Here is an 18703-nt window from a genome sequence, read left to right as displayed (position 1 = left end):
AGCGAGAATTTGAGCCATGGCGAGACTTAAGCAAGTTTATAAAGATCAAGTAGTAGCTAAACTGACTGAACAGTTCGGTTACAAAAACGTGATGGAAGTGCCTAAAATCACTAAAATCACACTAAACATGGGTGTTGGTGAAGCAATCGCAGACAAGAAACTTCTTGAAAATGCGGTTAACGATCTTACAGCACTTAGCGGCCAGAAAGTGGTAGTAACTAAAGCTCGCAAATCTGTTGCGGGCTTTAAAATCCGTGACGGTTACCCGATCGGTTGTAAAGTTACTCTACGTGGCGACCGTATGTGGGACTTCTTCGACCGTTTGGTTGACGTAGCTATTCCACGTATCCGTGACTTCCGTGGTTTAAACCCGAAGTCTTTCGATGGTCGTGGCAACTACAGCATGGGTGTTAAAGAGCAGATCATCTTCCCAGAGATCGATTACGATAAAGTAGACCGCGTTCGCGGTATGGATATCACCATTACTACTACTGCTCGTACCGACGAAGAAGGTCGTGCTTTGCTAGCCGCCTTTAGTTTCCCTTTCAAGAAATAAGAGGTAGGAATCATGGCTAAAGTATCAATGATTCAACGCGAAGCTAAGCGCACTAAATTAGTGGCTAAGTACGCTGAAAAGCGTGCTGCTCTAAAAGCGATCATTAACGACGTTAATGCATCGGACGATGAAAAGTGGGAAGCAACGCTTAAATTGCAAGCGCTTCCACGCGATTCATCTTCTTCTCGCCAGCGTAACCGTTGTCAGGTTACTGGTCGTCCACACGGCGTATTCCGTCGTTTCGGTCTTTCACGTATTAAACTACGTGAAGCAGCGATGCGTGGCGATGTACCAGGCTTGAAGAAAGCTAGTTGGTAAGCAAGTAGAGCGCGATCATAATACATTGCAGTGGGGAGGTGTCCAAAAACTGGACATCTGGCCCGCTGCTGTGTACTATGCGCGAGCTCTATTTGCTGCACAATGGTTTTTCAATTAGGAGCTCTTAAATGAGTATGCAAGATACACTTGCGGATATGATCACTCGTATCCGTAATGGACAGATGTCTGCAAAAACATCTGTAACTATGCCTTCTTCTAAAATGAAGGTAGCCGTAGCTAACGTTCTTCGCGAAGAAGGTTACGTTGCTGATTACAGCGTGCAAGAAGGTACTAAGCCTACGCTAACCATCGAACTTAAGTACTTCGAAGGTAAACCTGTAATCGAAGAAATCAAACGCGTTTCTCGCCCAAGTTTGCGTCAGTACAAAGCCTCTTCTGATCTTCCTAAAGTAGAAGCTGGTCTAGGTGTGGCTATCATCTCTACTTCTAAAGGTGTGATGACTGATCGTGCTGCCCGTGCTGCTGGTATCGGCGGCGAAGTAATCTGCACAGTATTCTAGGAGTTAGTATGTCTCGAGTTGCTAAAAGTCCCGTGACGCTTCCTAGTGGTGTAGAAGTTGCTCTTAATGGTCAATCTGTCGCTATCAAAGGCGGTAAAGGATCATTAGAACTTAACGTACACACAAGCGTTGAAGTTAAGAAAGAAGAAAACGTACTTACCTTTGCTCCACGCGATGGTGCAAAACAAAGCCGTGCCCTAGCTGGTACAACTCGCGCCCTTGTTAACAACATGGTTGTAGGTGTGAGTCAAGGTTTTGAAAAGCGTCTATTGCTACAAGGTGTTGGTTACCGTGCTGCTGTTAAAGGCAACGTGTTAAACCTATCACTAGGCTTCTCTCACCCAGTTGAGTACGAGCTTCCTGCTGGCATCACTGCTGAATGTGCTTCTCAAACAGAAGTTGTTCTTCGTGGTATCGACAAGCAAGCGCTAGGTCAGGTAGCTGCAGAAGTACGTGGTTTCCGTCCGCCAGAGCCTTACAAAGGTAAAGGTATTCGCTACGCTGACGAAGTTGTTCGTCGTAAAGAAGCTAAGAAGAAGTAGTAGGTAGGCGTCAATGAACACAAAGAAACAATCTCGAATTCGTCGCGCCCGTCGTGCGCGTTTGCATATTCGTGACTTAGGCGCTAACCGCCTATGTGTTAACCGCACACCACGTCACATGTATGCACAAGTAATTTCGCCATGTGGTAGCAAAGTGCTAGCTAGCGCTTCTACTCTTGATGCGTCTCTACGTTCCGCAGCAACAGGTAACAAAGAAGCGGCAGCGAAAGTTGGTGCTTTGATCGCTGAACGAGCTAAAGCTGCAGGCGTTACTGCAGTAGCATTTGATCGTTCCGGTTTTAAATACCACGGTCGTGTGCAAGCGTTGGCTGATGCAGCGCGTGAAGCCGGTCTAGAGTTCTAAGGGGTAGCAAATGGCAGTTAATGAACAACAAACTAGCGACCTTCAAGAGAAGCTAGTACAAGTAAACCGCGTTGCTAAAGTAGTAAAGGGTGGTCGCATCTTCTCTTTCACTGCTCTGACAGTAGTCGGCGACGGTAACGGTAAAGTGGGTTTCGGTCGCGGTAAAGCGCGCGAAGTGCCACAAGCAATCCAAAAAGCGATGGAGCAAGCTCGTCGCAACATGGTAACAGTTGCTCTTGATGGCGACACGCTACAGTACCCTGTAAAAGCGTCTCACGGTGCTTCTAAAGTTTACATGCAGCCAGCATCTCAAGGTACTGGTGTTATCGCAGGTGGTGCGATGCGTGCGGTGCTTGAAATTGCCGGTGTACACAACGTACTAGCTAAGTGCTACGGTTCAACCAACCCTGTAAATGTTGTTCGCGCAACAATTAAAGGTTTGGCTGACATGCGTGCACCTGAGCGTATCGCGGCTAAACGCGGTAAGTCTGTCGATCAAATTTTGGGGTAATGTGTCGTGGCAAATAAAACCATCACAGTTGAATTGACCCGCAGTCCGATCGGTCGTCTACCAAAACACCGTGAAACTGTACTAGGTTTGGGTCTGAAAAAGATTGGTCAACGTCGTGAACTTGAAGATACTCCTTCTGTTCGTGGCATGATCAATAAAGTTTATTACATGGTTAAAGTGGTAGGAGAATAACATGTTCCTAAATACCATTCGTCCTGGCGAAGGTAGCAAGCATGCTCCTAAACGTGTAGGCCGCGGTATCGGTAGCGGCTTGGGCAAAACTGGCGGACGTGGCCACAAAGGTCTTAAGTCTCGTTCCGGTGGCTCAGTTAAGCCAGGTTTTGAAGGCGGTCAAATGCCATTGCAGCGCCGTCTGCCAAAATTCGGCTTCACTTCACGTCAGGCTAAGTATGTTGCTGAAGTTCGTTTGAATGAACTAGCCGCAGTTAATGCTGAAGTTGTAGATTTGGCTGCTCTTAAAGGCGCCGACATCATTGGTGAAAAGATCAAAACTGTACGTGTGATTTTGTCAGGTGCCATCGACAAAGCGGTTACAGTGCGCGGTCTTAAAGTAACCAAAGGTGCTCGTGCTGCTATTGAAGCAGCTGGCGGAAAAGTCGAGGAATAAATGGCAAAGCGTGGCTCACTACCAGCTGGGATGCAAAGCGGGTTGACTGAACTTTGGTCGCGTATCCGTTTCGTTTTTTTGGCAATTATTGTATATCGTATCGGTGCGCACATTCCGGTTCCGGGGATCAACCCAGATCGTTTGTCAGCACTTTTTGATCAAAATGAAGGCACAATCCTGAGTTTATTTAACGTATTCTCCGGTGGTGCTCTAGAGCGCATGAGTATTCTCGCTCTCGGTATTCTGCCTTACATTTCTGCTTCGATCATTATGCAGTTATTGACCGTGGTGAGCCCGCAGCTAGAGCAACTAAAGAAAGAGGGTGAGGCTGGTCGTCGTAAGATTACCCAGTACACTCGCTATGGAACGGTTTTGCTAGCGCTCGTACAATCGGCCTCAATGGCGGTCGGTTTGGCAAGTCAAGGCATTTCCTTCAGCTCAGGTTTGGAATTTTACGCAGTAGCCGTTGTGACTTTGGTTGCTGGTACAGTGTTCCTTATGTGGCTGGGTGAGCAAGTAACGGAGAAGGGTATCGGTAATGGTATTTCCATCCTAATCTTTGCTGGCATCGTAGCAGGTCTACCTTCTGCTCTTGGTCGTTCGTTTGAATCGGCTCGCCAAGGCGATATTAATATTCTTGCGCTTTTGTTGATTGCTGTGTTAGCGATTGCGACAGTCGCGTTCGTTGTATTCATCGAGCGTGGCCAGCGTCGAATCACCGTTAATTACGCCAAGCGTCAACAAGGCAAGAAGGTGTTTGCCGCACAGAAGAGTCACTTGCCGCTTAAGGTCAACATGGCTGGCGTTATTCCACCCATTTTTGCCTCAAGTATCCTTCTATTCCCTGCTTCTATCGGTCAGTGGTTTGGCCAAGGAGAGGGTATGGAATGGTTGCAAAACATCTCTTTGGCTCTAGCTCCTGGGCAACCGCTCTATGTGCTGTTGTTTGCGATAGCAATTGTTTTCTTTTGCTTCTTTTACACAGCGCTGGTGTTCAACCCTAAAGATGTGGCAGATAACTTAAAGAAATCCGGTGCGTTTTTGCCGGGTATTCGTCCAGGCGATCATACAGCTCGATATATTGATGGTGTTATGACTCGTTTGACCCTGTTTGGTGCGTTATACATCACACTAGTGTCTTTGATGCCTCAGTTCTTTGTCGTGGCATGGAATGTTCCTTTCTACTTTGGCGGCACATCGATGTTAATCGTGGTCGTTGTAGTAATGGACTTCATGTCGCAAGTGCAAAGTCACTTGATGAGTCATCAGTATGAGTCATTAATGAAAAAGTCTAATCTGACTGGTTATGGTCCAAATGGCCTAATGCGTTAAGCATAGGTTGGAGTTGAACATGAAAGTACGTGCATCTGTAAAAAAAATCTGTCGTAACTGCAAAATCGTTCGTCGTAACGGTTCAGTTCGAGTGATTTGCTCTGAGCCTCGTCACAAGCAACGTCAAGGCTAATCGCGCATTTTGCTCGATGATGGGAGGGTGGTTGATTTTTGTTCCTGATATAGGCATAATCAGCCGCCCTCATGTAAGCAAAGTGATGAATTAATTCATCCACAACAACGGAGTAAAGTGAATGGCCCGTATAGCCGGTGTCAATATTCCTGACAATAAACATGCGGTCATTTCTCTGACTTACATCTTCGGAATTGGTCGCACTCGTTCAAAAGAAATCTGCCAAGCAGCAGGTATCGAAGAAACAGCTAAAATTGGTTCTTTAAGCGACGAAGTACTCGACCGCCTACGTGGCGAAGTTGCTAAGTATACTGTAGAGGGTGATCTCCGCCGTGAAGTCAGCATGTCTATCAAACGCTTGATGGACCTTGGCTGTAACCGTGGTATCCGTCACCGCCGCAGCCTACCAGTTCGTGGTCAACGTACCAAAACGAACGCTCGTACACGAAAAGGCCCACGTAAGCCGATTCGTAAGTAATTTTTAACGCGTTTCGCTCTCGATTAGAATAGTCGTGAGCTGAGCATTAGATAGGAAAAGTGCAATATGGCTAAGCCAGCAACGCGCAATACCAAGAAGAAAGTCAAAAAGACGGTCGTCGACGGTGTTGCTCATGTACACGCGTCTTTTAACAACACGATCGTGACTATCACCGATCGTCAAGGCAATGCTTTGTCTTGGGCGACTGCCGGTGGTTCTGGTTTTCGCGGTTCTCGTAAAAGTACCCCATTTGCAGCTCAGGTAGCTGCAGAACGCGCCGGCACTGCGGCGCAAGAGTTCGGTCTTAAGAACGTAGACGTAATGATCAAGGGCCCTGGTCCTGGTCGTGAATCCGCAGTTCGTGCGCTAAACGCGCTGGGCTTGCGCATCAATAACATCACAGACGTGACGCCAATTCCGCACAACGGTTGCCGTCCGCCTAAGAAACGTCGCGTTTAATTGAGGAGACAGACACATGGCTCGTTATATAGGTCCTACTTGTAAGTTGTCTCGTCGCGAAGGCACCGATCTACAACTGAAAAGCGGTTCACGCGCTTTAGAATCGAAGTGTAAAGTAGAAAACGTTCCTGGCGTGCACGGTGCTCGTCGCGGTCGTCTTTCTGATTACGGTCTTCAGCTTCGTGAGAAACAAAAAGTTCGCCGTATGTACGGCATTCTTGAGAAACAATTCCGTAACTACTACAAAGAAGCAGCGCGTTTGCGTGGTGCAACTGGTGAAAACCTTTTGCAACTACTTGAGTCTCGCTTGGACAACGTAGTTTACCGTGCTGGCTTTGGTGCCACTCGTGCGGAAGCCCGTCAGCTAGTAGGCCACAAAGGCGTATTAGTAAACGGTCAAGCGGTTAACATTGCATCTTACCAAGTTAAATCTGGTGATGTTGTTGCTATCCGCGAGAAAGCTAAGAAGCAGTTGCGTATCCAAAACGCACTTGAGCTATCTAAGAATCGTGCACCTATCCACTGGATCGAAGTGGATACAACTAAACTGGAAGCAACCTACAAAGCTGCTCCAGAGCGTGCCGATTTGTCAGCTGAAATTAATGAGAACCTAATCGTCGAGCTTTACTCTAAGTAATAGCTGACGGTTAGGAAATAGAAATAGGTGGATCTATGCAGCGTTCAGTGAGCGAATTGTTAACCCCACGCAACATTGAAGTACAGGAACTGGGCAAAACGCGCGCTAAAGTGACGCTTCAACCGCTAGAACGCGGTTTTGGACACACTTTGGGTAATGCGTTGCGCCGCATTCTTCTGTCTTCTATGCCTGGTTGTGCAATTGTTGAAGTAGAAATCGACGGTGTATTGCATGAGTACAGTGCGATTGAAGGGGTAAAAGAAGACGTAATCGAAATTCTTCTTAACCTTAAAGGAGTTGCGATCGCTCTACACGGGCATGATGAAGCAACTCTAACTTTGAAAAAGAAAGGTCCCGGTGTTGTAACGGCTGGAGATATTCAGCTTGTTTCAGACGCTGAGATCGCTAATCCTGAGCACATAATTGCTCACCTTGATGACACTGCAGAATTAAATATGCAGATCAAGGTAGCTCGTGGTCGCGGTTATGAGCCTGCTGACGCTCGTGTTGCAGCTGACGATGAGACTCGTCCCATCGGCCGTTTGCAACTGGATGCCTCTTACAGCCCTGTTCGTCGCGTTGCCTACAGTGTTGAGAATGCTCGTGTTGAGCAGCGTACTGACCTTGATAAGCTTGTCATCGACATCGAATCAAACGGTACTATCGATCCAGAAGAAGCAATTCGTCGCGCAGCGACTATTCTACAACAGCAAATCGCTGTGTTCGTAGCTCTTGAGAGCGAGAACGAGACTGTTGTTGAAGAAGAAGAGGATGAAATTGATCCGATTTTGCTACGCCCGGTTGATGATCTTGAGTTGACCGTTCGCAGTGCTAACTGTTTGAAAGCAGAGAACATCTATTACATCGGTGATTTGATTCAACGCACTGAAGTAGAACTTCTTAAAACCCCTAACTTAGGTAAGAAGTCGTTAACTGAAATCAAAGATGTTTTAGCACAGCGTGGTTTGTCTTTGGGAATGCGTCTTGAAAACTGGCCACCAGCCAGCCTCAAAGACGACAGCAAGGTACTAGCTCGCTAGGTCATTGTTCCCTGACCACCGCAGTTTGGTAAGGAATATATAATGCGTCATCGTAAGAGTGGACGTCACTTAAACCGTACTAGCTCACATCGTCAAGCGATGTTCAAAAATATGGCTGCTTCTTTATTCGAGCATGAAGTTATCAAAACTACATTGCCGAAAGCCAAAGAACTTCGTCGCGTTGCTGAGCCTTTGATCACATTGGCGAAAGTTGATTCCGTAGCGAATCGTCGTCTTGCTTTTGCTCGTACTCGTAGCAAAGCAGCAGTTGGTAAATTGTTCTCTGAACTTGGTCCTCGTTACCAAGCTCGTCCAGGTGGATACATTCGCATTCTAAAATGTGGTTTCCGCGCTGGTGACAATGCACCTATGGCTTATGTTGAATTGGTTGATCGACCAGTTGCAGAAGCTGACGCTGAATAAGTGATTGTGTTTTAAAAAAAAGCCGGACAAACGTCCGGCTTTTTTTTGCTTTCCAAGTACGTAAAAGAGACCCGGTTTTCACCGGGTGTCCTGTTTTAGGCGAGCATTGGGCGTAAGAACCTTCCGGTATGGGATTGTCCAGACGCCGCTACCTGCTCTGGCGTGCCTTCCGCCACAATAAATCCACCGCCACTGCCACCTTCTGGTCCTAGATCTACAATCCAATCAGCAGTTTTTATAACATCTAAATTGTGTTCGATAACGACTACGGTATTACCATGGTCTCTTAGTCGATGAAGTACGCTTAGCAGTAGTTCAATATCAGCAAAGTGGAGTCCTGTTGTTGGCTCATCTAAAATATATAATGTTTTGCCTGTGTCCCTTTTAGACAACTCTTTTGCCAACTTAACCCGTTGTGCCTCGCCCCCAGAGAGCGTGGTAGCGGATTGACCTAGCTTGATATACCCCAGTCCCACATCAATTAATGTTTGAAGTTTTCTCGCTATAGCAGGAACCGGATCGAAGAACTCACGGGCGTCCTCTATCGTCATCTCTAAACATTCGTGGATGTTTTTACCCTTGTAGGTAATTTCCAATGTCTCCCGGTTATAGCGTTTCCCTTTACATACGTCACAAGGAACGTAGACGTCCGGAAGGAAGTGCATTTCTACCTTGATAACCCCATCCCCTTGGCAGGCTTCGCAGCGTCCACCTTTCACGTTAAAGGAGAAACGCCCCGGTTTATAGCCACGTGACCGTGCTTCTTGCGTCGCGGCAAAGAGTTCACGCATCGGTGTAAAGATGCCAGTATAAGTCGCTGGATTAGAGCGTGGTGTGCGGCCAATTGGGCTTTGGTCGATATCAACACATTTGTCGAAATGCTCTAGTCCCTTTACTTCCCTATGAGGCGCTGCCTTAAGAGTGGTTGCCCCATTCAACTTCGTCGCTGCTAAAGGAAACAGGGTTCGGTTTATCAGTGTGGATTTTCCTGAGCCGGAAACACCGGTGACACAGGTCATTAAACCAACCGGCAAGTTCAGATCGACGTTATTCAGGTTATTCCCAGTCGCTCCAAGGATAGATAGCTGCTTGGTTGGGTCTGCCTTATATCTTTGTTGTGGCACACGTATAGCACGTTTCCCGGTGAGATATTGGCCAGTAATGGACTCTTCACAGGCCATAATATCTGCAGGTGTACCGCTGGCAATAACTTGGCCGCCATGTACGCCAGCTCCTGGGCCGATATCGATTAGGTGATCAGCCACCCGGATCGCATCTTCATCGTGCTCTACCACAATCACAGTATTCCCCAAATCCCTTAATCGAGTTAGGGTGTTGATAAGCCGTTCATTATCTCGCTGGTGTAAGCCTATTGAGGGTTCATCTAGGATGTACATTACCCCAACTAAGCCCGCACCGATTTGGCTTGCCAGACGTATGCGTTGTGCTTCGCCACCGGAGAGGGAATCTGCCTTTCGATCTAAGGTGAGATATTCCAAACCGACGTTAACCAAGAATGTTAATCGATCTTTGATTTCCTTAAGGATTTTGCTAGCGATTTCGCCGCGCGCTCCAGGCAACTCTAAATTTTCAAAATAGTTGAGACAGTCGGCAATGGGAAGCTTTATAACATCAGGTAGGCGCTGTTCATTGATAAAAACGTTTCTCGCCGATCGGTTTAGACGGGAACCATGGCATTCAGGGCAATCTTGGGTACTGATATATTGTGCTAAGTCTTCCCGAACACTGTCGGATTCGGTTTCGTGATAGCGGCGTTGTAGATTTGGCAGTACACCCTCAAAGACATGTGTGCGGGACATCTTGTCGCCCCGCTCATTGATATAGACAAAGCTGATTTTGTCTTTGCCAGAGCCATTTAGGATTTTATCTTGGAATGCTTTGGGAATATCGCGAAACTTCGCCTCGATATCAAATCCATAATGATTGGCCAAAGCACAGAGCTGTTGATAGTAAAAAATACTCCGACGGCCCCAGCCACGAATGGCACCCTCGGCGAGGGTCAGGGAGCTGTCTTGTATTACGCGTTCAGCATCAAATACCTGATGTGTTCCAAGGCCATCGCAAGTGGGGCAGGCGCCATTTGGGTTGTTGAAAGAAAATAGACGCGGTTCCAGTTCTGTAAGGCTATAGCCACATACCGGGCAGGCGAACTTACTGGAAAAAATTAGTTCAAAGTTATCGTCATCCATATCAATAACACGCGCAATGCCATCGGATAGCGCAAGGCAAGTCTCAAATGATTCTGCCAGTCTTAATTGCAAATCGTCCCTGACTTTAAAGCGGTCAACGACGACTTCAATGGTGTGCTTCTTGTTTTTTTCGAGCATTGGGGCATCGTCAAGATCTACCACGATGCCGTCGATGCGCGCACGTATAAAGCCTTTTGTCTGCAGTTCGTTTAAGGTGTGTAAGTGCTCACCTTTACGATCTTTTACTACCGGTGCCAGTAGCATTAGTTTACTGCCTTCTGGTAGTGCCAACACTTTATCCACCATTTGGGAGATGGTTTGCGCTTCTAGTGGCTCCCCATGATCTGGGCAACGTGGTTGTCCTGCCCGGGCATAGAGTAGGCGCAAATAGTCATAAATCTCCGTTATTGTGCCAACGGTAGAGCGCGGGTTATGGGAAGTTGACTTCTGTTCGATGGAAATTGCCGGAGAGAGACCTTCTATATGATCAATGTCGGGCTTTTCCATCATCGACAAAAATTGACGGGCATAAGTAGACAAAGATTCTACATAACGACGTTGTCCTTCGGCATAGAGGGTATCAAATGCTAACGAGGACTTGCCGGAGCCAGAGAGGCCAGTGATCACCACTAGCTTGTCTCGGGGAATGTCCAAATCAATATTTTTTAGATTGTGAGTGCGCGCGCCACGTATGGTAATGGTGTCCATGAGTCTCCAATTTGGCTTTGCATGACGAATTAAATGGTTCAAAATAGAATAACTGTCTATTTTTACAGTAGTTGAAATAGAGCTTCAACGGTATTTTTAGTAAAATTGGCAATCTTTCAAACTTTACCCCCTAAGTGAGTTAACAACCTATATGGACACAATCGAACGACGTTCCGTGCTGGCATTGGCACTTGTCTATTTGTTTAGGATGTTAGGGCTCTTTCTCATAATGCCGGTTATTAGTATTGCCAGCGATGGCTTACAGGGGGCCGATGCGGCTTTAATTGGCACGGCCATTGGCATCTATGGTTTAACCCAAGCTTTGTTACAAATACCCATGGGGATGATGTCCGACAAAATTGGTCGTAAACCCATTATCGTTGGCGGTTTGATCTTGTTTGCCTTGGGTAGCGTGATTGCTGCTAATGCCACCGACATCTATACGTTAATTATAGGGCGCGCGGTTCAGGGAGCAGGAGCGATTGCCAGTACGCTGATGGCACTACTTAGTGACGTAACCAAAGAGCAGAATCGTACCAAAGCGATGGCTACCGTTGGGATCAGTATTGGTGTCTCTTTCATGATCTCCTTGGTGTTGGGGCCAATTCTATTTGCGGCGATCGGCTTGAGCGGTTTGTTCTATTTATCATTCGGTTTTTCGGTAGTAGGTATCGCCTTGATTTTGATGGTCGTACCGACACCGAAACAAGTAAGTTTTCGTCGTGACACGACTCCGAGTATGGTAGCCCTAGGCCGTGTACTCACAGACAGATCATTACGCTATCTGAATTTCAGCGTGTTATTGTTACATGCGAGCTTAACTGCTGTGTTCGTTGCGGTACCGTTAGTGTTGGTTCAGCGCTATGGGTTAGCATTGGGGCAGCATAGCCTGCTTTACTTGATTGTAATGGGACTGGCTTTTATCGGTATGTTGCCCCTAGTCATAGCGGCAGAGGCGAAAGGCAAAATGAAAGGAGTGCTGGTGATCGCTGTGGCACTCATTGCCGCATCCGTTGCTTTGTTTGCACTACAACTGCCGTTGTGGCTTTTTGCCGCCTTGATTTGTCTATTTTTTGTAGCATTTAATACTCTTGAAGCCACATTGCCTTCGCTAGTGAGTAAGCAGGCTCCAGTGGGCTATCGCGGTACTGCAATGGGAGCATTTTCCACCCATCAATTTTTCGGTGCCTTTATCGGCGGCGCTGGTGGTGGCTGGTTGATGGGGCAGCTTTCTATGCAGGTGCTGTTTTTTGCAGTGGCAGCGCTCTGGTTTCTCTGGTTCCTGTTTACATTGTCCCAGCCAGCGCCAAGGCAATTGAGTAGTATCGCGTTTACCTTGCCACAAGATATTGAGGTAAACATCACCGAGCTAACTGAGCAGTTAGCTAACATCCAAGGAGTGGAAGATATGCAAATATTTACCGATGAACGAACGGCTTACTTGAAAGTCGATAAGAAGCAACTAGATAAAGCTGCTTTGGCGCGCATCGCGCCTCAGATAGCACTTTAACGTCATTACAATGGGAGATACGTCATGGCACGTGGAATAAATAAAGTCATCCTAATAGGCAATGCGGGTAGTGATGCGGAAGTGCGTTACATGCCATCTGGCGCAGCAGTAGCTAATGTGAGTTTGGCAACAACAGAAAGCTGGCGCGACCGCCAGACTGGTCAAATGCAAGAGCGTACCGAATGGCACCGGGTGAGCTTCATGGATCGCGGAAACTATCGCTTAGGTCAGATCGCCGGTGATTTCATCAAGAAAGGCTCGAAAGTCTATGTAGAAGGCTCTCTACGTACTCGAGAGTGGGAAAAAGACGGTATTAAGCGCTACACGACTGAAATCGTTGCTAACGAAATGCAACTACTAGATGGTCGTGGCGACGGCCCGATGCAAGGTGGCGGTTACGATAATAGTATGGGCGGTCAAGGAATGGCTCCGCAGCAGGGTGGCTATGGTCAAGCTCCGCAGCAGCACGCACCGATGGGCAACAGCTATGGTCATGCTCCCCAACAAGGTGGCTATGGTCAAGCTCCACAGCAATCTGCGCCGCAAGGTATGCCCCAGCAACAAGCACCGCAGCAGCCCCAGCCACAATCTTTCGGCTCTTGGGGCGCAGCGCCTGCCGCACCAGCACCACAGAAAGCGCCTGAGCCGCCAAAGCAGGCACCTAACTTTGATGATTTTGATGACGATATTCCGTTCTGATAAGCGGTGGAAATTGAGCTAGGCTTAATTCACTAGAACAGAGCGAAATGATTAGACAAGGCTCCGTTAAGGGGCCTTTTTCATCCTTGATAACCTGTATCAGTGAGGTGTCATGTGCGTAGTGACGACTTTGACCTATTTGCCCAAGAAGTAAAAGGCATCACTCCACTGGAGAAGGAAGAGATTTACCTAGGTAAGAAGGGGCCCGGTGTAGATTTTGCTGCACGTAAACTGGCGGCGATGCATGCCGAGCAGGAAGATCGCAATCACTTATCGAAAGATTATGTGGAGCGGGTCGATCCCAACGATATGTTGGAATACAAGCGAGATGGTGTGCAAGATGGGGTGTTTAAGCGTCTACGCCAAGGTAAATATGGGGTAGAGGCACGCCTAGATTTGCATCGTCATACAGTAGAGCAAGCAAGACGTCAGGTTTTTCAATTTGTTGCGGACTGTATGCACCACGATATTCGCGTAGGTATCGTCGTGCATGGCAAGGGGGATCGCTCCCCAGAGAATCAAGCAACGCTCAAAAGTTACATCAACAAATGGTTACGCGACCTAGATGATGTCATGGCATTTCACTCTGCCCAGCGCCATCATGGTGGTTTGGGTGCGGTATACGTATTATTCCGCAAAAGTGAAGCGGCACGTTTAGAAAACTGGGAGCGACACCAGAAGCGTTGATGGTTATTCGTGCAGTGAAACTGACATATTTGTTATAATCGCCACCTATTTATGTGGCCACACAGGTTTCCAACTACAGAGGTATAGTATGTCTGCAACTATCACACATCACCCGGCCTTTGCTCCGATTCGTAGTGAGTTTATTGAGGCGCTCAATGTGACGGTGCAAGAGTTCGAACATATCGAAACCAAAGCCAAGCACTATCATATTGCCGCAGAAAATGACGAAAATGTGTTTCTAGTTGGTTTAAAAACCGTGCCGACGGATTCCACCGGTGTGGCTCACATATTGGAGCATACGGTACTCTGTGGTTCTCAGAAGTACCCGGTGCGCGATCCATTCTTTATGATGATTCGCCGCTCATTGAATACTTTCATGAACGCTTTCACTTCTTCTGACTGGACCGCATATCCATTTGCCAGTAAGAATAAAAAAGACTTTTATAACTTACTGGACGTCTATTTAGACGCAGTATTCTTTTCCCGCCTTGATCCACTTGATTTCGCCCAAGAAGGTCATCGTCTGGAGTTTTCTGAGCCGGAAAATCCTGACTCCCCATTGGAGTTTAAAGGCGTAGTATTTAATGAAATGAAAGGGGCGATGAGCTCCACCAACTCGGTGCTGTGGCAGACGTTAACCAAGTATCTCTTCCCTAGTAACACTTATCACTTCAACTCTGGTGGTGAGCCAACCGACATTCCTGATTTGACCTACGATCAACTATTGGCCTTCTACCGCAAGCATTACCACCCGTCTAATGCGGTGTTTATGACTTTCGGTGATATTCCGGCGCAAGAACTACAGCAACAGTTTCAAGATAAGGTGTTGTCGCGCTTTGAGCGATTGCATGATCGTGTCACTGTGCCTAATGCAAAACGCTATTTTTCACCGCTCAAAGTTGAAGAAGGCTACGCTGTTGACGAGCCCAAAGAGAATGCCAACCATGTGGTCGTTGGTTGGTTGTTAGGTGAGAGTATCGATCTGTCGCAGCAGTTTGAAGCGCAACTACTGTCCTCTGTGTTGCTCGACAACTCAGCATCACCATTGCGTTTAGCACTAGAAAGTTCCGAATTAGGTCAAGCACCTTCGCCGTTATGTGGCCTTGAAGACAGCAATAAAGAAATGAGCTTTATGTGTGGTCTTGAAGGAGTGGCGCCCGGGGATACGGAGAAAGTTGAGCAGTTGGTGCTTAGCACCTTAGAAAATATTGCTGAGCAGGGGGTTGCTCAAGACATGGTAGATGCCATGTTGCATCAATTGGAATTGAGTCAGCGAGAAATCGGTGGTGATAGCTACCCGTATGGTTTGCAGCTGATTCTCAGCGGTTTATCCACTGCCGTGCACAATGGCGATGTGATTGCCCAGTTGAACCTTGATCCTGTTATCGAGCAGCTAAGGGAGCAGGTTCAGGCGCCAGATTATATCCCCAATCTGGTACGTAAATTATTGCTGAACAATGCCCATCGGGTGACGTTGACGTTAACGCCGGATGAAGCTTTGGATCAACGCCGTACAGACGCTGAAATGGCTCGTCTAGCACAAATCAAAGCTGGCTTGAGTGAGTCGGAAAAAGCACAACTTGTTGACCAGGCAAAAGCGCTGAAAGCCCGCCAAGAGCAACAGGATGATATGAGTTTGTTGCCCAAAGTTGGTCTGGATGACGTGCCAGCCGAGTTGCCAACATATCCCTTTGCTAAATCAGAACAAACTGTGCCTGTTACTTTTTATCCACAGGGTACAAATGGTCTGATTTATCAGCAATTCGTGATGGATTTGCCTGAGCTAAGTGAAGCAGAAACTCAGCTTCTGCCGCTGTTTGGTATGCTGATGACAGAGGTTGGCCTTGGAGAGCAGGACTATATCGCTGTGCAAAGTCGTCAGGCGGCTGTGTGTGGCGCGATCAGCGCTTCCAGTTCCATCCGCATTTTGCTCAATGACAAGCAAACGGTGAAAGGGTATTTCGTGCTATCTGCCAAGGCGCTTGTGGCTAATAGTGAAGCGATGACGCAGCTTATGTTGGATACCTTAACCAAAGCACGCTTTGATGAGGGCAGTCGCATCAAGGAACTGATTGCCCAGCGCCGTGCTCGTCGCCAGCAGTCGATTACTGGTCAGGGTCATTCATTGGCCATGACAGCAGCGACGGCAGGACAATCTGGTCTAGCTGCCCAGCAGGAAGCTTGGGGGGGAATGTCTGGCATTAAGTCAATTATTGCCCTAGATGATCAGCTGAAGTCAGATCCAGATGCCTTAGCCGCACTACAACAACAGCTCACGGCCTTGCATCAAAAACTGTTGACGACCAACAAGCAGATTTTATGCGTGGCTGAAGAGCATCATCAGGCAACACTTCAGCAACAGCTCGCTCCTTTGTGGGGCCAATTGCCGCCAGCTTCGATCTACACAGATTTTGCGTTAGCGCCAGTAACTACAACAGTGAAGCGCGCTTGGTTAACCAATACCCAAGTGAGTTTCTGTGCCAAAGCCTTCACTGCCGTTGCGGGTGATCATCCCGATGTGGCACCACTTACTGTTTTGGGTGGTTTCTTGCGAAATGGCTTCTTACACCGAGCGATTCGTGAACAGGGCGGCGCTTATGGTGGAGGTGCTACGTTTGATGCCAGCGCCGGAGCATTCCGCTTCTACTCTTACCGTGACCCGCGTTTAGTGGAGACATTGAACGACTTTGACCGTTCAATTAAGTGGTTACTTGATAATGAGCATGGGGAAGAAGCCCTCGAAGAGGCTATTCTAGGGGTGATTGGCTCCATGGATAAGCCAGGCTCACCGGCGGGTGAAGCCCAGGGTGATTTCTTCCAGAATTTGCACCAGCGTGATCGTGCTTATCGAGAAGCATTCAGAGCACGCATTTTGGATGTGACTGTGGCTGACCTGAAGCGCGTTGCCGAGCAATATTTGACGCCAGAAAATGAAAACCTTGCTGTCATTACCGCCGCGACCCAGCGCGAGGCACTGACTGCAGCTGGCTTTGAGATTTGCACACTATAACAACACAATAACGATTAAATTTACTACGGATACCTTAATGGATCAGTTTCATGATATTCGCCCCTACAACGACGACGAAGTTGCTGGGGTGTTGGAGACATTAGTTAATACCCCGGACTTCATCAATACCATCATTGGCTTTCGTTTTGCCAAATGGCCACAGTGGACTCGTGGCTTGCTGACGGTATTGGTGAAACGAGCACTGAAAAAAGAGACACAACGTATTGATTCGGTAAAAGCTTTCCAGAGTCAAGTGGCGGGCTACATGGAGCGTATGATCAAAACCACCACCACTGCTGTGGAATATCGAGGTGTGGAGAAGCTCTCTGCCGATAAGGGGTATCTATTTATCTCCAATCATCGTGATATCGCCATGGATCCAGCATTCGTTAACTATGGTTTGTACTTGAATCAATTGGATACGGTGCGCATTGCCATTGGTGATAACCTATTGCGTCGTCCGTTTGTCAGTGACCTGATGCGATTGAACAAGAGCTTTATTGTGAAGCGCTCAGCGACAGGGATTCGTGAAATGATGGCAGCTTTTGGGCAGTTATCGGACTATATCACTCATTCCATTCAAGTGGATCGTTGCAATATTTGGATTGCCCAGAAAGAAGGTCGTGCCAAAGATGGGGTTGATCTAACCGATCCAGCCATTATCAAAATGTTCTACATGAGTCAGAAGAAGCAAAAGATCCCTTTTGCAGAGGCAATGAAGAACTTACATATCGTACCGGTTTCCATTTCTTACGAATATGATCCATGTGCGTTCGAGAAAGCCCAGGAATTACATCAAAAATCGACGACGGGTAGTTATCAGAAATCCGAGTTTGAAGATATCGACAGTATTCGCAAGGGGATCGTTGGCCGCAAAGGTAAGGTAGTGGTTACCTTTGGAGATGTGATCGACCACAATTGTGATAGTCCTGAAGAGATGGTAGCTGAAGTAGATCGTCAGATTATCAACAACTACGCCATTCAGAGTACCAACCGTGCCGCCCATAATCTGCTACAAGGTAAAGACAGTGGTGATGCCGCGTTCGATGAATATTTACGCTCTTGTCCTGAGGATATTCGTCAACAGGTTTTGACTATGTATGCTAACCCATTGATACAAATTGAGAAAATACGCAGCTAGCGTATTGGTCAGCTAACAGGGTAATACTTCTATGTCTCAATCTTTTACATTTCGTGCGTTGCTAGGGTCACTTAGCTTTGGCTTATGCTATGCAGTGCTAACGGCGTTCAGTGGGGTATTCGCTCCTATTATTGGGTGGTTATTACCGCTACGCCTACGCCAGCCACTGCTGAACATCCATAACAAGGTGCTGTTGTTTCTGTTCCGTCTTTTGTGCGGGGTGCGAGTTGATATTCAGGGTAAAGAGCACATTCCCGTTGGGCGGCCGGTTGTGCTGGCAGCAAATCACCAAAGTGAGTGGGAAACCTATTTGCTACAGGTGCTGATTACGCCAATCTCCACAGTATTAAAGAAGGAGCTGTTGTCGATCCCATTTTTTGGTTGGGGGTTGCGTATGGTGCAGCCGATCGCCATTGATCGTTCTAAGCGAGCGGGGGCTTTGAAGCAAATTCTCAAGCAAGGCAAAGAACGTCTACATGATCAACGCTCTGTGCTGATATTTCCAGAAGGTACCCGTACCGCGCCAGGTGAAGAAAAAGCTTTTAATAAAGGGGCGGCAATGTTGGCCTGCTCTGCTGGCGTTCCCATTTTGCCACTTGTTCATAACGCCGGTCATGTATGGCCAGGGCGCACTTGGAAGCGTTACCCAGGTACAATTACCGTTGTCATTGGGCCGCTGATTGAAACCCAGGATCGTGGTGTAGCAGAGGTGCACGAAGATATGGAAAACTGGATGAAGGCAACAATGGCTGCTCATCCTTGAAGCTTTAGCTTTACTCAGCAACGAAAAAGCCGC

The 18703-nt window shown here is 47.5% G+C and carries 22 protein-coding genes; 21 read left to right on the top strand and 1 reads right to left on the bottom strand.

The genetic code is table 11. The features are described 5' to 3' along the window. Positions 1-16 precede the first annotated feature (16 nt). The 15 genes from rplE (at position 17) to rplQ (ending at position 7942) form a co-directional block, all read left to right on the top strand. Entirely contained in the window at positions 17-556 is a 540-nt protein-coding gene (gene rplE, locus FJM67_RS11025) for a 50S ribosomal protein L5 (protein WP_140589277.1), read from the top strand. 12 nt (positions 557-568) lie between these two features. Then, positions 569-874 (top strand): 30S ribosomal protein S14, encoded by a 306-nt coding sequence (rpsN, locus tag FJM67_RS11020; protein ID WP_055462815.1) that lies wholly within the window; start codon positions 569-571, stop codon positions 872-874. Between the two features lie 128 nt (positions 875-1002). Beyond that, positions 1003-1395 (top strand): 30S ribosomal protein S8, encoded by a 393-nt coding sequence (gene rpsH, locus FJM67_RS11015; RefSeq protein ID WP_140589276.1) that lies wholly within the window; start codon positions 1003-1005, stop codon positions 1393-1395. An 8-nt stretch (positions 1396-1403) separates the two neighbouring features. After that, positions 1404-1937 (top strand): 50S ribosomal protein L6, encoded by a 534-nt coding sequence (gene rplF / locus FJM67_RS11010; protein ID WP_140589274.1) that lies wholly within the window; start codon positions 1404-1406, stop codon positions 1935-1937. Positions 1938-1950: 13 nt separating this feature from the next. Next, on the top strand, positions 1951-2301 hold the full coding sequence (gene rplR / locus FJM67_RS11005; RefSeq protein WP_140589272.1) for a 50S ribosomal protein L18: 351 nt from the start codon (positions 1951-1953) through the stop codon (positions 2299-2301). Positions 2302-2311: 10 nt separating this feature from the next. Next, positions 2312-2812, top strand: a complete 501-nt coding sequence (gene rpsE, locus FJM67_RS11000) for a 30S ribosomal protein S5 (RefSeq protein WP_140589270.1) — start codon at positions 2312-2314, stop codon at positions 2810-2812. Positions 2813-2818: 6 nt separating this feature from the next. Further along, positions 2819-3004, top strand: coding sequence for a 50S ribosomal protein L30 (gene rpmD / locus FJM67_RS10995; RefSeq protein ID WP_140589269.1), 186 nt, complete (start codon positions 2819-2821; stop codon positions 3002-3004). A 1-nt stretch (position 3005) separates the two neighbouring features. Further along, on the top strand, positions 3006-3440 hold the full coding sequence (gene rplO, locus FJM67_RS10990) for a 50S ribosomal protein L15 (protein WP_140589267.1): 435 nt from the start codon (positions 3006-3008) through the stop codon (positions 3438-3440). Next, positions 3441-4772, top strand: coding sequence for a preprotein translocase subunit SecY (gene secY, locus FJM67_RS10985; RefSeq protein WP_140589265.1), 1332 nt, complete (start codon positions 3441-3443; stop codon positions 4770-4772). A 19-nt stretch (positions 4773-4791) separates the two neighbouring features. After that, the gene (gene rpmJ / locus FJM67_RS10980; protein ID WP_055462823.1) at positions 4792-4905 is read left to right on the top strand and encodes a 50S ribosomal protein L36; all 114 of its coding nucleotides are present in this window, start codon (positions 4792-4794) and stop codon (positions 4903-4905) included. A gap of 121 nt (positions 4906-5026) precedes the next feature. After that, the gene (gene rpsM / locus FJM67_RS10975; protein WP_140589263.1) at positions 5027-5383 is read left to right on the top strand and encodes a 30S ribosomal protein S13; all 357 of its coding nucleotides are present in this window, start codon (positions 5027-5029) and stop codon (positions 5381-5383) included. Between the two features lie 66 nt (positions 5384-5449). Next, positions 5450-5842: a 30S ribosomal protein S11 gene (gene rpsK / locus FJM67_RS10970; RefSeq protein ID WP_140589261.1), complete on the top strand. Its 393-nt coding sequence runs from the start codon at positions 5450-5452 to the stop codon at positions 5840-5842. Between the two features lie 16 nt (positions 5843-5858). Beyond that, complete coding sequence (rpsD, locus tag FJM67_RS10965; protein ID WP_140589260.1) at positions 5859-6479, top strand: 30S ribosomal protein S4; 621 nt, start codon at positions 5859-5861, stop codon at positions 6477-6479. A 35-nt stretch (positions 6480-6514) separates the two neighbouring features. After that, positions 6515-7519 (top strand): DNA-directed RNA polymerase subunit alpha, encoded by a 1005-nt coding sequence (locus FJM67_RS10960; RefSeq protein WP_140589258.1) that lies wholly within the window; start codon positions 6515-6517, stop codon positions 7517-7519. A 42-nt stretch (positions 7520-7561) separates the two neighbouring features. Continuing rightward, positions 7562-7942, top strand: a complete 381-nt coding sequence (gene rplQ / locus FJM67_RS10955; RefSeq protein WP_140589256.1) for a 50S ribosomal protein L17 — start codon at positions 7562-7564, stop codon at positions 7940-7942. A 95-nt stretch (positions 7943-8037) separates the two neighbouring features. Here rplQ and uvrA read toward each other — a convergent pair whose 3' ends face one another. After that, entirely contained in the window at positions 8038-10860 is a 2823-nt protein-coding gene (gene uvrA, locus FJM67_RS10950) for an excinuclease ABC subunit UvrA (protein ID WP_140589254.1), read from the bottom strand. 151 nt (positions 10861-11011) lie between these two features. Between uvrA and FJM67_RS10945 the strand changes: the two genes are divergently transcribed. The 6 genes from FJM67_RS10945 to FJM67_RS10920 all read left to right on the top strand — a co-directional run bounded on the left by FJM67_RS10945 (position 11012) and on the right by FJM67_RS10920 (position 18670). Continuing rightward, positions 11012-12370, top strand: coding sequence for an MFS transporter (locus FJM67_RS10945; protein ID WP_140589252.1), 1359 nt, complete (start codon positions 11012-11014; stop codon positions 12368-12370). Positions 12371-12394: 24 nt separating this feature from the next. Beyond that, complete coding sequence (gene ssb / locus FJM67_RS10940) at positions 12395-13069, top strand: single-stranded DNA-binding protein (protein ID WP_140589251.1); 675 nt, start codon at positions 12395-12397, stop codon at positions 13067-13069. 114 nt (positions 13070-13183) lie between these two features. After that, entirely contained in the window at positions 13184-13756 is a 573-nt protein-coding gene (smrA, locus tag FJM67_RS10935) for a DNA endonuclease SmrA (RefSeq protein ID WP_140589249.1), read from the top strand. Between the two features lie 88 nt (positions 13757-13844). Beyond that, on the top strand, positions 13845-16766 hold the full coding sequence (locus tag FJM67_RS10930; RefSeq protein ID WP_140589247.1) for an insulinase family protein: 2922 nt from the start codon (positions 13845-13847) through the stop codon (positions 16764-16766). 37 nt (positions 16767-16803) lie between these two features. Further along, positions 16804-17907, top strand: coding sequence for a 1-acyl-sn-glycerol-3-phosphate acyltransferase (locus tag FJM67_RS10925; RefSeq protein ID WP_140589246.1), 1104 nt, complete (start codon positions 16804-16806; stop codon positions 17905-17907). A gap of 31 nt (positions 17908-17938) precedes the next feature. Continuing rightward, a complete protein-coding gene (locus FJM67_RS10920) occupies positions 17939-18670 on the top strand; it encodes a lysophospholipid acyltransferase family protein (RefSeq protein WP_140589244.1) in 732 nt (243 codons plus the stop codon). The last annotated feature ends 33 nt before the right edge of the window (positions 18671-18703 follow it).

This window comes from Maribrevibacterium harenarium, from assembly GCF_006385675.1.
GTDB classification, from domain to species: domain Bacteria; phylum Pseudomonadota; class Gammaproteobacteria; order Pseudomonadales; family Marinomonadaceae; genus Marinomonas; species Marinomonas harenarium.
This window is presented reverse-complemented; position numbering and strand designations above follow the sequence as displayed.